Annotated in this window: 12 protein-coding genes and 1 tRNA gene; 5 read left to right on the top strand and 8 right to left on the bottom strand. The window is 70.0% G+C overall.

From position 1 onward, the window contains the following. Positions 1-40: 40 nt before the first annotated feature. From ACZ5VD_RS01285 to ACZ5VD_RS01270, 4 genes are all read right to left on the bottom strand, one after another. Positions 41-481 (bottom strand): hypothetical protein, encoded by a 441-nt coding sequence (locus tag ACZ5VD_RS01285; RefSeq protein WP_468550579.1) that lies wholly within the window; start codon positions 479-481, stop codon positions 41-43. A 116-nt stretch (positions 482-597) separates the two neighbouring features. Beyond that, entirely contained in the window at positions 598-1203 is a 606-nt protein-coding gene (locus tag ACZ5VD_RS01280) for a lytic polysaccharide monooxygenase auxiliary activity family 9 protein (RefSeq protein ID WP_468550580.1), read from the bottom strand. A 145-nt stretch (positions 1204-1348) separates the two neighbouring features. After that, on the bottom strand, positions 1349-2458 hold the full coding sequence (locus tag ACZ5VD_RS01275) for an SPFH domain-containing protein (RefSeq protein WP_468550581.1): 1110 nt from the start codon (positions 2456-2458) through the stop codon (positions 1349-1351). Between the two features lie 69 nt (positions 2459-2527). Then, on the bottom strand, positions 2528-3853 hold the full coding sequence (locus ACZ5VD_RS01270) for a peptidoglycan-binding protein (protein WP_468550582.1): 1326 nt from the start codon (positions 3851-3853) through the stop codon (positions 2528-2530). Positions 3854-4041: 188 nt separating this feature from the next. Between ACZ5VD_RS01270 and ACZ5VD_RS01265 the strand changes: the two genes are divergently transcribed. From ACZ5VD_RS01265 to glxA, 3 genes are all read left to right on the top strand, one after another. Continuing rightward, positions 4042-4115: transfer RNA gene (locus ACZ5VD_RS01265), tRNA-Lys, on the top strand. A 439-nt stretch (positions 4116-4554) separates the two neighbouring features. Beyond that, complete coding sequence (locus tag ACZ5VD_RS01260; RefSeq protein ID WP_468680014.1) at positions 4555-6555, top strand: glycosyltransferase family 2 protein; 2001 nt, start codon at positions 4555-4557, stop codon at positions 6553-6555. Continuing rightward, a complete protein-coding gene (gene glxA / locus ACZ5VD_RS01255; protein WP_468680012.1) occupies positions 6552-8489 on the top strand; it encodes a radical copper oxidase GlxA in 1938 nt (645 codons plus the stop codon). Before ACZ5VD_RS01260 ends, glxA begins: the two co-directional genes overlap by 4 nt. 150 nt (positions 8490-8639) lie before the next feature. Here glxA and ACZ5VD_RS01250 read toward each other — a convergent pair whose 3' ends face one another. Next, positions 8640-9659, bottom strand: coding sequence for a glycoside hydrolase family 6 protein (locus tag ACZ5VD_RS01250; protein ID WP_468680010.1), 1020 nt, complete (start codon positions 9657-9659; stop codon positions 8640-8642). Between the two features lie 174 nt (positions 9660-9833). Between ACZ5VD_RS01250 and ACZ5VD_RS01245 the strand changes: the two genes are divergently transcribed. After that, a complete protein-coding gene (locus tag ACZ5VD_RS01245; protein ID WP_468680008.1) occupies positions 9834-10625 on the top strand; it encodes a GAF and ANTAR domain-containing protein in 792 nt (263 codons plus the stop codon). 261 nt (positions 10626-10886) lie between these two features. Here the strand turns inward: ACZ5VD_RS01245 and ACZ5VD_RS01240 are convergent, their stop codons facing one another. The 3 genes from ACZ5VD_RS01240 to ACZ5VD_RS01230 form a co-directional block, all read right to left on the bottom strand. Further along, a complete protein-coding gene (locus ACZ5VD_RS01240) occupies positions 10887-11552 on the bottom strand; it encodes a class F sortase (RefSeq protein WP_468550587.1) in 666 nt (221 codons plus the stop codon). A 4-nt stretch (positions 11553-11556) separates the two neighbouring features. Further along, on the bottom strand, positions 11557-12144 hold the full coding sequence (locus ACZ5VD_RS01235) for a hypothetical protein (protein WP_468680006.1): 588 nt from the start codon (positions 12142-12144) through the stop codon (positions 11557-11559). A gap of 163 nt (positions 12145-12307) precedes the next feature. Next, on the bottom strand, positions 12308-12694 hold the full coding sequence (locus ACZ5VD_RS01230) for an HAD hydrolase-like protein (protein ID WP_468680936.1): 387 nt from the start codon (positions 12692-12694) through the stop codon (positions 12308-12310). 100 nt (positions 12695-12794) lie between these two features. On the opposite strand from ACZ5VD_RS01230, the gene ACZ5VD_RS01225 reads away from it, so the two are divergent. Beyond that, on the top strand, positions 12795-14309 hold the full coding sequence (locus ACZ5VD_RS01225; RefSeq protein WP_468680005.1) for a recombinase family protein: 1515 nt from the start codon (positions 12795-12797) through the stop codon (positions 14307-14309). Positions 14310-14399: the final 90 nt, after the last annotated feature.

The following is a 14399-nucleotide window of genomic DNA, read 5'->3' as shown; positions in this document are numbered from 1 at the left end:
CATACCGTCAGATGTGGAGCCCAGGTCGTGAAGTCGTCCGTCAGACGAACGCCACCAGCGCCACGGCCATGAAGCCGAGGGAGAACAGGGCGATCACTCCGAGGAGCGCCAGCAGGCAGCCGGTGCTTGCCGCCAGCTGCCCGCGGGCCGGCGGCTTGGCCGTGGCCCGCTCCGGGCGGTCTGCCGCGTAGTGCACGATGACGATGTCGCCCTCGACGGTCGTCCTTGAGCCGCCCGGCTCGTCGAACCGGACGGCGCGGCCCTCCCACGTGACGAACTCGTAGACGTGGTGCAGGGTCGTCCTCACGGAGGTGTCGCCGCCGCCGCTGGTCGTCGTGTACGCCCGCAGACAGCGCGCCTGGGCCGTCAGGCCGCTGTTCCAGGCTCTGCTGACGTCCTGGGCGCGACGGATCACCGCGAACGCGGCGAAGCCCACGATCCCGATCATGAGCATCGGCGCGAGGAAGAAGATCGCTTCCATGGTGTCCCCCGAAGTTCGTACACCGTCACGTTCGGCGGCGTGTGGGGAACGTACCCGCCGGGGGTGCCGGCCTGTCTCAAGTAAGGCTCAGAGTTCCGGCACCCCCACGGGGCAGCTCAGAACGTGACGTCGGAGCAGGCGTAGAACGCGTTGGCCGTGTCCGCGATCGTCCACACCGCGACGACGACGTGCCGGCCGCTCAGGCCGGACGGCAGGGTGCCGCTGTGGGAGAGCGTGGCCGGGGGCCGCTGGTTGTTGTAGGGAACCGTGAGGAACGGGGTGAGGTTGAGGTCGGAGCGGGCCAGGTTGTGGTTCTGGTTCCAGCCCGCCCTGGTGACGTAGTACTTGAAGTCGGTGGTGGCGTGCATGGCCGTGAACTGCCAGCGGAACGTGTAGCTCTGGCCGCCCGACACCTTCGTGGTCGGCCAGGCGCCGCCGGACGGCGTCTTCGGGCTGTCGAGCTGCGCGAAGGGCGTGTTGTTCGCGGAACATATCCGCCCGTCGGCCGGCCCGGACGAGGGGAAGCCCTTGGGGCCCTCGACGCTCTGCGGCTCCCACTGGATGTTGCCGCAGTTCGTCACGGAGCCGTTCTGGCAGAGCTTCTGGCGGCTGACGGGGAGGTCGGTGTAGCCGTGTCCGCTCGCGCCCTGGGACGAGAGCACGAGGGCTCCGGTCGTCGTGAGGCCGAGCGCGGCGGCGTACCACTTGGTCTTTTTGCGCATGCTGCCGCTCCTGGGGAACGTGGGGGAGGTGCAGGTGCAGTGCAGGTAGGTCTAGACCAAGCCCCAGATTATGGCCGTCCGTTGGACATGTCCATACCAATCACGTAGACCGGTTCACCGGCCCGGTACACCCGCCCGGCCCGGCTCAGGGGCCCTGATCTCCTCGCCCCGCACAGAACGCAACCGTCAAGTCCTTCACCAGCGCCTTGCGTTCGTAGTCGTCCAGCTCCACCAGGCCCCGCATGGTCAGCCGCGTCACCGTGTCCTCCACCGAGTCGACGACCGAGGTGAGCACGCTGGACCGGTGCTGGGCGTCCAGCGCCGCGATCCGCCGGCGGTGCATCGCGGACGCGACCTCGGGGGCGTACTCCACCCGGACCGGCCGTACCGAGAACACCTCGACGCCGATCGGGGCCGCGTCCGCGGCGACCAGCCGGGTCAGCGCGTCCCCCGCCGCCTCCGCGGGCCCCCGCGCGGACCCGGGCATCTCCACCGGCACCCGGGCGAGCGCGGCCTCCACGCACTCGCGCAGATACGTCTCGTGGTCCTCGACGCCCAGCGTGGCCCGCGCGGTGTCCCGCACCCGCCACACCACCAGGACCACCGACCGGAGCGCGACCCCGCCCGCGTCGGCCGCGGGCATCGGCTCGCTGCGCCAGTGCCGCAGCCGTACGTCCACCCGGCGGCGCAGCAGCAGCGGGTTGACCCACATCAGGCCGGTGCGCCGGACCGTGCCCCGGTAGCGGCCGAACAGGCCGAGCACCCAGGCCCGTCCGGTCCGCCCGCGGGCCAGCCCGCCGAAGCCGAACAGCCCGAGGGCGCCCGCCCCCGCGTACGCCGCCCACTGCGCGGGACCCAGGCCCGCCCCGGCGTACGACGGCAGCCCGAGCGCCTCCACCACGAGTGGCGGCAGCGCGCCCGCCCACCATGAGGTGGCGACGCAGCCGACCGCCCCGCAGGCGCCGGCGAGCACCCCGACCGTGCCGGGCAGCACCCGCGCGGGCCGTTCCGTCAGCGCGGGGTCGACCTCCGCGACCGGCCGGGGCGGGGCGGGCAGCTGTCGCCGGAAGCGGGGCTGCTCCCCCGTGCCCTGCCGCCGTGCCACGACCGCCGGCTTCAGCGGGACCGACACCGGGTCGGGTTCGTCGCGGAACAGCAGATGGACCGGGATCTCGGTGGTCGCCTCGTTCTGGATGAGCCGGGCGGGACGGGAAGGTCCCTCGGACTCCGGGGTGTGTGACGTGGTCGTGCTCATGCGTGCCTCCAGCCTCCGCGCCAGATACGCCATGACGGTGCGTGGGTGGCCCCACGCCGATGGGTGGGCCTACGAGAAGAGCCGGCGCCAGGTCTCGGGACCCGGGTAGCCGTCGGCCGCGCCGCCCCGCCAGCCCTGAGCCCGCTGGAAGGCCTCGACGCCTCGCCGGTCCGCCTCGCCCCAGCGCGGTCCGGGCCCGGTCGTGTAGTGCTTGCCGAACCCCTTCTTCACCAGCTGTTTCCCGAGCCTGGTGACGTACGGGTTGCTCGCCCCGGGCCGGAACAGCGCCCGCCCGGGATAGCCGGGCACGCCGTGCGAGGAGGGCGTTCCGTGCGAGGAGGGTGCCGGCGGGCCGGCCGCCCCGGTCGTGACGTCCCGGCCCTGCCCGGTCACCAGCAGCGTCCAGGTCTGCGCGCCCGGCAGCCCGTCGGCGTCCTTGCCCCGCCACCCCTGGGCCTGCTGGAAGGCCTGGGTCGCCCTGCGGTCGGCGTCCGACCAGCGCGGTCCGGGACCGGTGGTGTAGTAGCGCCCGGCACCGCGCTCGACGAGCATCCGGCCGAGCTCGGTGACGTGCTTGTTGTTGGCGCCCGGGCCGAAGTACGCCGCCCCCGGGAACGGCGTCGCCACCGGGGCGGCCGGTTTCGCGGTGTCCGGTTCGGTGCCCGGCGCACCGCCCGCGAGCCCCTTGTACCGGTAGGCGAGATACCGGTCGGAGTGGCTCCAGTAGGCGTACGGGGTGGCCTGCCGGCGGGCGTGGGGCCGGGTCTCCTCGTAGGCCGTGTAGTAGGTGTGCGTGTAGTCCGTCCAGCCGCCGAAGATGACGACGTGGGATCCCTGCTCGGGGTCCGAGGGGTTGTGGAAGAGGAGGATGTCGCCGGGCTGCAGATCGTCCTTGGCGATCCGCACGCCGTACTGGTCGAGGCTGCCCGTCCATTCGTTTCCGGGCAGGTTCCAGGCCATCGACACGAAGCCCGAGCAGTCCTGCCGGTACCCGTCGGACCAGTAGCCGCTCATGCTGTACGGCACCTTCGCGGCGACCCACTGCTTGGCCCGTCTGATGATCTCCGCCCGGGTGGTCTCGGGCGTCCGCACCGGCCCCGCCGGGCGGCCGACCGGGCCGTGCAGCTGGGTCTTGCCGCCCTGCGGGGTCTCGGGCTCGTCGCCGGTGGGAACACCCGGCCGGGCGGGTGCGTGGGGGGCCGCGAAGGCCGGTGCCACATGGCCGGAGACGAGCAAAGCGGAAGCCGCTGTGGCGAGGATCACCGCCCGGTGCGCGGCGGGGTGACGGCCGGCCGGGAAGGACGGGGAGGCCGGCAGGACCCGCCGCCAGTGGACGCATCCGGGGCAGTCGCAGTCGCCGACGGGATCGAATTCCTCGAAGACCGGAGTCGTCATCCGATTCCCTTCACCTTCCAGACGGAAATGTCCGCACCTGTACACGTTCGCCAGTTTCTCAACTGTCGTCCCGACGCGCATGCTGACGGTCCGAATGATGTACGCCGGCCCGCCCCGGGCCGGTCCCGGAGCCTCGCCGGTGGTCCTGAGCACTCCGCGGGGTCCGGTAGGGTTGTGCAGGTCAGCGCGCGCCGCTAGCTCAGTTGGTTAGAGCAGCTGACTCTTAATCAGCGGGTCCGGGGTTCGAGTCCCTGGCGGCGCACCGACACGACAGGCCCTCCGCCCAGGCGGGGGGCCTGTCGCTTTTCCGGACGGACCGGCGACCGGTTCGCCGTCCACAATGACTCCACAAGGTCCCCACAGGCGCCACAATGAACGCGTATGACCGGTAAACACTGCGTTTCGCATCTTGCGATCATGATGAGCACCGTAGAACCCTGGATTTCAAGATGCTGCCGATACGCGGTAGTTGGGGGGCAAGGAGCCGGTTGCCCGGTTGGTACGGGGAAAGGGGCCCGTTCGTGACCGGATGCCGAGGGGGGCATCATGCAACCGGAACGTCGCAGTTCCGTGTCTGGTTAGTGTGGAGCACGTGGTGACTGCGACCCACCGCTGATACGCCTGTGAAGGTCGAGGGGGATCCGAGCAGGCGTAAGGAACCGACGAAACACGCGGCGTTCCCGCGTGTGGGGGGATGACTCATGACGTCGACGCCGACGGGCGCCCGGCAGGACTTCGACCCGTCCCGAACCACCCAGCTCAGGGTGCCTTCGCACCGGACCGGTGCGTTCCGCCGTATCAAGAAAACGCTTCCGAAGTACGACTACGAGCACTACAGCAGACTGGCCGGTCCCCTCACACAGCCGGATCCGGACAAGCCGTACCGGGTCCAGTACCGCTCGCTGATCTCGCAGGAACCGCACCGCATCAGGGTCGCGCTGATGCTGGCCGCCGCGCCGCTGCTCTCGCTGGTCCTGCTGGCCTGGCTGCTCCAGCCCGAGCACTGGACCGAGCGCGACTACGTGGAGTTCGCCTGGCTGCCGGCGCTCGACATCGTGATGCTCGTGTCGATCGGCCTGATCGAGTTCTTCCGCTGCATGAACGTGCTGTCGAACGCGCATGCCACCCTGGTCGCCCGCGACCCGATCCCGGTGGTGCCCGAGACCGGCACCAGAGTGGCCTTCCTCACCTCCTTCGTGCCCGGCAAGGAGCCGTTGGAGATGGTGACGAAGACCCTGGAAGCCGCGGTCCGGATCCGGCACCGCGGCCTCATGCATGTCTGGCTCCTCGACGAGGGCGACGACCCCGACGTGAAAGCCGTCTGCCGGCGCCTCGGCGTGTACCACTTCTCCCGCAAGGGCGTCGCGCAGTGGAACCAGGCCAAGGGCCCGCACCGCGCCAAGACCAAGCACGGCAACTACAACGCCTGGCTGGACGCGCACGGCGACCACTACGACTTCTTCGCCTCCGTCGACACCGACCACGTACCGCTGCCCAACTACCTGGAGCGGATGCTCGGCTTCTTCCGCGACCCGAACATCGGGTTCGTCATCGGCCCGCAGGTCTACGGCAACTACGACAACTTCGTCACCAAGGCCGCCGAGTCGCAGCAGTTCCTCTTCCACGCGCTGATCCAGCGCGCCGGCAACGCCTACGGCTCCCCGATGTTCGTGGGGACCAGCAACGCCGTGCGGATCAAGACGCTGAAGCAGATCGGCGGGCTGTACGACTCGATCACCGAGGACATGGCGACCGGCTTCGAGATCCACCGCCACAAGAACCCGGCGACGGGCAAGAAGTGGCGCTCGGTCTACACCCCGGACGTCCTCGCGGTCGGCGAGGGCCCCAGCGCCTGGACGGACTTCTTCACCCAGCAGATGCGCTGGTCGCGGGGGACGTACGAGACGATCCTCAAGCAGTACTGGAAGGGCTGGTACTCGCTGCCGCCGAGCAAGCTCTTCAACTACACGATGATGATCATCTTCTACCCGATGTCCGCCCTCAACTGGATCCTCGCGGCCGTCAGTTGCGCGCTGTTCCTGGGCCTGGGCGCGTCGGGCGTGAACATCGACCCGACCGTGTGGCTGATGCTCTACGGCAACGCGTCCGCGCTCCAGATCGGCCTGTACGTCTGGAACCGCCGTCACAACGTCTCCCCGCACGAGCCGGAGGGCTCCGGCGGTGTGGCCGGCATGGTCATGTCCGCGCTGTCCGCGCCGCTCTACGCGAAGGCGCTGGTCGACTCGGCGCTGCGGCGCAAGAGCAAGTTCGTGGTCACGCCCAAGGGCGACTCGGCGAGCCCGGACCGGTGGTTCGGCACCTTCCGCTACCACTGGTACTTCATCGCCCTCTTCACGGCCTCGATCGGCGCCGGGTTCGTCTTCGGTCACTCGCACCCCGCGATGATCATCTGGGCGTCGTTCGCCACGCTGATCACCGCGACGCCGATCTTCGCCTGGCGCCACATGCTGCGCCAGGAGCGGAAGAAGCCCGCCGCGCCCGAGCCGGAGCGGCAGCACCCCGCTCCCCCCACCGACCGGCCCGCCGCTCCCGCGGGGCCCTACGAGCCGCAGCCGCTGCCCGCGCAGCGCACGCCCGCCCCGCACGCCCCCCAGCACAAACCGAGCTGGGCCGCCTCGAACGAAACGGGCGACCAGACCATGCAGATCGCCCTTGGTGGACTTGGGGGACGTAAGGAATGAACGACCGTGCAGGCCGCCGCCGCGCCCGTCGACTCGCGATCGGCACGGCGGTGGTGCTCGCGCTGGCCGGGATGAACGGCCCGTGGCTCTACCGCTTCGGGACCGAGAAATACCACCAGTACCAAATCAACAGACCCGAGTACAAAGCCGAGAACGGCAAGTGGGACGTCCTGGAGTTCCCGAAGGGCGACCGGCTGAACACCATCCACGCGGCGGTGCTGCGCACCGGCAAGGTGCTGCTCGTCGCGGGGTCCGGCAACAACCAGGAGAACTTCGACAACAAGAAGTTCGACACCCGGATCTGGGACCCGGTCAAGGGCACCATCAAGAAGATCCCCACGCCCAAGGACCTGTTCTGCACCGGCCACACGCAGCTCGCCAACGGCAATCTGCTGATCGCCGGCGGCACCAAGCGGTACGAGAAGCTCAAGGGTGACGTCACCAAGGCCGGCGGCCTGATGATCGTCCACAACGAGAACCCGGACAAGCCGATCACCCTCCCCGCGGGCACCCGCTTCGTGGGCAAGGAGAACGGCAGGACCTTCGTGTCGAAGGACCCGGTCGTCGTCGAGCGGGCCACGAAGAACTTCGACAAGAACACCGGCGCGTTCCTGGGCAACACCCCGGGGCTCGGCCGTATCTACGTCGAGGCGCAGAAGAGCGGCGCGAAGTACGAGACGGGCACCCAGGACAACTACGCCGTCCAGGGCCTGTCCGGCGCCGACGCCAAGAACACGTACGGCATCGCGCAGAAACTCGCCCTCGACAAGAAGGACTTCCAGGGCATCCGGGACGCCTTCGAGTTCGACCCGATCGCCGAGAAGTACATCAAGGTCGACCCGATGAAGGAGGCCCGCTGGTACCCGACGCTCACCACCCTGAGCGACGGCAGGATCCTCAGCGTCTCCGGGCTCGACGACATCGGCCAGCTGGTCCCGGGCAAGAACGAGGTCTTCGACCCGAAGACCAAGAAGTGGACGTACCTGGACAAGGTCCGCCAGTTCCCGACCTACCCCGCGCTGTTCCTGATGCAGAACGGCAAGATCTTCTACTCGGGTTCGAACGCGGGGTACGGGCCGGACGACGTGGGCCGCGACCCGGGCGTCTGGGACGTGGACAGCAACAAGTTCAGCAAGCTGCCCGGGCTGAGCGACCCGAACATGCTGGAGACGTCCGGGACCGTGCTGCTGCCGCCGGCGCAGGACGAGAAGTACATGGTGATCGGCGGCGGCGGGGTCGGCGAGTCGAAGCTCGCCACCGCCAGGACGCGGATCATCGATCTGAAGGCGGACAGCCCGAGGTTCGTGGACGGGCCGACGCTGGAGAAGGGCACCCGGTACGCGCAGGCCTCGGTCCTGCCGGACGACACCGTGCTGGTGTCGGGCGGCTCCGAGGACTACCGGGGGCGCGGTGACTCCAACATCCTCCAGGCGCGGATGTACCACCCGGACACCAACACGTTCGACGAGGTCGCCGATCCGCTGGTGGGCCGGAACTACCACTCCGGTTCGCTGCTGCTGCCGGACGGACGGGTGATGTTCTTCGGGTCGGACTCGCTGTACGAGGACAAGGCGAACACCAAGCCGGGCGTCTTCGAGCAGCGGATCGAGATCTATACGCCGCCGTATCTGTACCAGGGCGCGCGGCCCACGCTCTCCGGCGGGCCGCAGACCATCGAGCGCGGCGAGTCCGGGACGTTCACCTCGCAGCACGCCTCGACGGTCAAGTCGGTGCGGCTGATGCGGCCCAGCGCCTCGACCCATGTCACGGACGTCGACCAGCGTTCCATCGCGCTGGACTACAAGGTCTCCGGCGACAGGATCACGGTGACCCTGCCGAAGAACAAGAACCTGGTCCAGTCCGGCTGGTACATGCTGTTCGTGAACGACGACCAGGGCACACCGAGCAAGGCGCAGTGGGTCAGGGTGCCCTAGTCCGTACGCGGGTGCGGGTGCAGGTGGTCGAGATCGACGCTGTGCGCGGTCGAAGCTGTGCGCGGTCGAGTCCGTACGTGCTTGAGGGCGCTCTCCGTACGTGACTGAGGGCGCTCTCCGTCGCGGAGGGCGCCCTCAGTCATGTGGTCGCTAGTCGGAGGCCTTCGCCAGCTTCAGCGCGTACTCCGCCCACCACTCGCCCGCCTTCGGGCCGCCCTTGCACTCGCCGTCCGACTCCCCCGGGCGCTTGACCCAGACGTAGGCGTCCACCAGGGGATCGGCCGTCTTGGTCGTCGGGCTCTCCCCCAGCGCCCTGCCCGGCGGGTTGCACCAGCGTTCGTCGGCGTCGCCGCCGTCGTAGGGGCCGTTGCCGTTGCGGCTGGTGTCGATGACGAAGGGCTTGTCGCCGACCTTCGAGGAGAGGTCCTTGCCGTAGGCGATGGAGTCCTCGGTGGAGTAGAAGTTGGAGACGTTGACCGAGAAGCCGTCGGCCTGTTCGACGCCCGCGCGCCGCAAGGGCTCGAAGATCTCGTCGGGGTTGCCCCAGCCGGCGTTGCCCGCGTCGATGTAGACCTTGGTGTTCTTCAGGGCCTTGAGCTTGCCGACGGCCTCGCTGAGGAGGGCGTAGCGCTCCTCGTGGAACTCGTCGCCGGTGCAGCCGTCGACGAGGTGCAGTACGGCGTCGGGTTCCAGGACGACCGTGGCGGACCGGTTGCCGATGCCCTTGGCCACGCCGTCGATCCAGGCACGGTACGCGTCGCCGTCGGCGGCACCGCCCTGCGAGTACTGGCCGCAGTCGCGGTGCGGGATGTTGTAGAGGACCAACAGGGCCGTGCGGTCGGCCTTCTCGGCGGCCTCGGTGAAACCGCGCGCCTCCTGTTCGGGGCTCTCCACTCCGACCCACTCGCCGGTCGGCTGCTCGGCGATCTTGCGGATCTGCTCGGCGTCCGTCTTCTTCCCGGACTTCTCGTAGGCGGCCACCTGTGCCGCCGCGTTGCCGTCCGGGTTCACCCAGAAGGGGTCTGTTCCCTTGGGCTGCTGGGTGATTCCGGCGCCCGCGCCCTCGTCGTCCTTGCCCTCCCCGTCGCCCGAGGAACAGCCCGCGATCAGCAGTGCCGCCCCCAGCACCGCCGCGCAGGCCCGTGTTCCGGCCCCCCTGCTGACGTACATCCAACTCCCCCTTGGGTGCACCGTTCCAAGTCTCAATCCTGACACACCCCTCGCACCGCCCACGAGGTCGTCGAAGCCTTGTCCGAGAGCTGTTACGGCCCCGCGGGCAGGGGTACGCGCGCGCCTGTAGAACGGCGCTCAGCACACTCGTCACGAGAAGGGGAGTGCTCCGGCATGCGCTACACCACCAGGGAGATCCGGCTGGCCGCGGCGCTGGTGGAGGCGGCGGACACGCTCACCGACGGCTTCGAGGCGGCGCCCTACCTGCAACGGATGTCCGACCACTGCGTGGAGCTGCTGGCCGCGCGGGCGGCCGGGGTCATGCTCATCGACGGCGACCGGCCGGTGTCGCTGGCCGGCAGCAGCGGGCATCCGGAGCTGGCGCTCGACCTGCTGGAGGCACAGCACGGCGGCGGCCCCTGCCTGGAGAGTTACGGCTCCGGGAAGCCGGTGCCACCGGTGTCGGTCCGGGCGGCCCACGCGCAGGCCCGCTGGCCGTCCTTCACCGAGCGGGCCCTGCGGCACGACATCGTGACGACGTACGCGGTGCCGCTGCGCCGCCACAAGACGCTCCTGGGCGCGCTCAACGTGTTCGTGCCGACACCGCCCGTCCGGCCCGGGGACGCTGGAGGGCCCGGGGGCAACGGGGCGGACCTGCTGGTGGCGCAGGCGCTGGCGGACGCGGCGGCCGTCGGTCTGCAGAACCACCGCACCTACAGCCGGTACCGCACCCTGTCCGGGCAGTTGCAGCAGGCCCTGTCCAGCAGGGTGCGCATCGAGCAGGCCAAGGGCATGCTCGCCGAACGCTGGCAGGTCGCCGCCGACCAGGCCTTCGAGGCGCTCCGCCGGCACGCCCGGCGGCACCGGCTGCCGCTGGACCGGGTCGCGGGCGCGGTCATGCAGGGGCTCGCGGACGACGCCGCACTCCGCCGGGAGCTGGAGCGGACGCCCGGCAGGACGCCGTAGGCGGGAGCATGTATCACCAGCGTGGATGACGCAGAGCCACCGGAGCGGGACTTGGCGTCATTTGACCTCTAGGCCTCGGCGCACATCCGTTCTAGAGTCTTCTGTACGGCCCCAGCCCCTGGCCAGCCTTTCACCCACCGTGGTTTCCAAGCCTCCCGCTGCGACGCCGGGTTACTCCCGCAATCCGTGCGCGCGCGGTCGAGGACCAGGCCCGGTCGACGGCTTTGGGGGGGAGCGGGTCGTCGACCGGGCCAGGTGCTTTCAGAGGCCGGTTCCGGTGAGGTAGGCGGAGACGATCACGTTCGCGGTGTAGCCGCGGCTCGCCCGGTCGAAGGTGCCGCCGCAGGTGATCAGTCGCAGCTCGGCCCGGCCGGTCTCGCGGGTGCCGTACGCCTGTTGGGCGTCGAAGTGGTCGCGGGCGACGACCTGGACGTCGTCGACGGTGAACTCGGCGACCTTGGCGTCGTCGCGGATCACTCGGACCGTCTGGCCCGGCTTGAGCGAGCTGAGCTTGTAGAAGACCGCGGGCCGGGTCTCGGTGTCGACGTGCCCGACCATCAGCGCGGTCCCGGCCGCCCCCGGCCGCGCACCCCCCGCGTACCACCCCACGACCCCCTCCTGGTCGAACGGCGGCGGGTCGATCGCCCCTTCCCCGTCGAGGCCCCGCGCCACCACCGGCGCCTGCACCCCGAGGTCGGGTATGTCGACGCGCTGCGGCAGGGCCGCGCCGAGCGGCCGGTGCGCGGGCGGCAGCCGTACGTCCGGCGGCCGTCCGACCGCCGCCACGTCGCCCGTGGTGGGCGCGGATATCCCGTGGCGTACGTCGGTCACCTCGCGCCCCCACAGCCACAGCCCGAGCAGCAGCAGGGCCCAGGCGACGCCGGTGAGCAGGCGTCCGCTGCCGGAGGAACGTTCGTGGTCGGACATGGCGTCAGTCCGTCCCGCGGCTCCGGCGGACACTCCGGAGTACGACGGCCACCGCGGCGGCCGCGGCGAGGATCAGCCCGATCACGGTGTGCCCGGTGCCGGGGCCGGCGGCCCGGGCGTCCTCGGCGGCGTCCACGCCGGCCAGGTGCGCGGTACCGCCACCGCCCGCGTGCACGGGGGCGACGGGGGACGAGGGGGCGGTCGGCCGGTGCTCGGGCCGACCGGACTCCGGCACCCCGCCCTCGTCCTTGGCCTCGGTCTTGTCCACGATCGTCAGCGCGGCCTTGCGTTCGACGCCGCCGCAGGTGACCTTCACGTCGTAGGACCCCGCCTCGATCGAGGTGCGGACGCGGGTCTCGCCCATGAGCGCGCCGTCGGTGACGGTGAGGCGGGCGTCCGCGACGAAGGCCGCGGAGGCCGCCGTGGCGGTCCTGGCCGTGCAGCCGGTGACCTTCAGCGCGATGTCGGTGCCGGGGGCGGGGGACGAGGGGCTCACCGCGATGCCGCCGCCTCCGTCCGCCGCGTAGGCCGCCGGGGTGAGGACGGTGACCATCATGAGGCCGGTACAGAGAGTGAGACGTAGGGAACCCATCGTGAACCTCCAGATACCTGGAGCCTCCCCCCGGGGCCACGGCCCCGCATCCCCGGCGGGGCCGCACTGCTCCGTACGGGGTACGTTCCGCCCTCGCCGGGTTTCGGATCCGGTCGGCCCGCATTCGGTCGCCGCGGGTCCCGTCGGATCAGATCCGGTCGGTTCAGATCCGGTCGACGAGGTCCGCGATGGAGTCGACGATCCTGGAGGGGCGGTACGGGAAGTTCTCGACCTGGTCGGGGCGGGTCAGGCCGGTGAGCACCAGGAACGTCTGCATGCCGGCCTCGATGCCGGCCAGCACGTCGGTGTCCATCCGGTCGCCGATCATCGCGCTGGTCTCGGAGTGCGCGCCGATCGCGTTGAGCCCGGTCCGCATCATCAGCGGGTTGGGCTTGCCCGCGAAGTAGGGCTGCCTGCCGGTCGCCTTGGTGATCAGCGCGGCGACGGCACCGGTCGCGGGCAGCGGGCCCTCGGTCGAGGGGCCCGTCTCGTCCGGGTTGGTGGCGATGAAACGGGCACCGGCCTCGATGAGCCGTACGGCCTTGGTCATCGCCTCGAAGGAGTAGGTCCGGGTCTCGCCCCGCACGACCAAAACGTAGTTCGAACAGGTTCGATTACCCTGACCCCTGAACCGGAACGAGAGAGTCCACATGGGGATAGTAGTCGGCGGCTACGCGCGCATCAGCGACGTAGGAGAACTCGGCGACGGCCGAGACGGCGAGGAAGGCGTCACCCGCCAGAAGGACGACGTGCACGACCTCGTACGGGTCCGCGATCTGACCTTGCACCGGATGTACGTGGACAACGATCTGTCCGCCTTCAAGCGGAGGGTTGTCCGGCCGGACTTCCAGGAACTCGTGAGCGACCTGGAGACGGCGGTCATCTCGGGTGTCGCGGCCTACAACATCGACCGCATCACCAGGCAGCCGCGCGAGCTGGAGCAGCTCATCGACATCTACGCGACGGCCCGCCGTCCGATGGTGTTCGCGACGACCGCCGGTGACTACGACCTCGCGACTGATGACGGCCGGTTCAATGCCCGGCTGTACGTGATGATCGCGAACAAGTTCTCGGCGGATGCGGCCCGGCGAGTGGCCCGGCAGAAGAAGGCCGAGGCGATGCAGGGGAAGCCTCACAGGGGCCAGCGGCCCTTCGGCTGGCAGACCGGCGGGGAGAAGACCGAGCCGTTCGAGGCCGAGCTGATCCGGAAGGCTCACCGGGACATCCTGAACGGGAAGCTCCTGTCGGAGGTGCATGCCGAGTGGGTGGAGCTGGGTGTCGTCAGCCCGCAGACTCCCGCCGGCAACTCGATCTCGTTCACGAGCGTTGGCTACATCGTCACGAACCCTCGCCTGTGCGGTTACCGGGCCTACGTGCCGCAGCAAGAGCGCGAGCGGCGCGGGAGGGTCGACCTGGCCGAGTTCCTGCTTGAGCGCACGGACGGGACGCCGATCATCGGGTCGTGGGAGCCGATCTGCACCCCTGACGAGTGGCGGGCCGTGCGGGACGTACTGAAGGCGCGCAAGACTGAGGGGCGGGGCCGCAAGAAGGGGTCGACCGTCTCGAAGCGCATGTTGACCGGCATCGCACGGTGCGGCGAGTGTGGCCGGGGGCTGAACTCCGCGATCTACACGCGGGGCACCGTGAGCTACGAGAGGTACGTGTACTTCTACCTGTGCCGGAAGCCCGAGGGAGGGTGCGGGAGCGTCTCGCGGTCCGGGCCGCCGGTCGAGGAGCACGTCGAGCGCGTGCTCTTGGCTCACCTGGCCAACCTTGCGAAGGACTCGCGACCTGGGCAGGCCGAAGACGACCCCGAGCTGATCAAGGCCCGCGCGGAACTGGCCCAGGTCGAGGCAGACATGATCGAGGCCCGGCAGCTCCGCGAGGCGGGCGAGTTCCCGCTCGGCGAGTTCGTGCGCGAGATCAAGCGCCTCGAAGGCAAGCGGGACGAGCTGTCCGTGAAGGTGGCGGGCCTGAACGCCATGGGTCCGCAGACGGGCGCCTCGGCCGCTGAGCGGATCATCCGCGAGTGGGAGACGTATACGGCCCCGATGAAGCGCGCTGTGATTCAGCGGTTCATCGAGGCCGTGGTGATCAAGAAGCAGCCGCGAGGGGGTAACCACGCCTTCCGGCCGGACCTGATCGAGATCTTCTGGAAGAAGTGAGCGGGGGGTGCGTCAGTCGTCGGCTTCGAGCCTGAAGCGCTGGCGCACCCACTCGATGTCCTCGGGCTTGGGGGCGGGCGCCTTGGCGAG

Source organism: Streptomyces sp. NPDC032822 (genome assembly GCF_055578825.1).
This window is presented reverse-complemented; position numbering and strand designations above follow the sequence as displayed.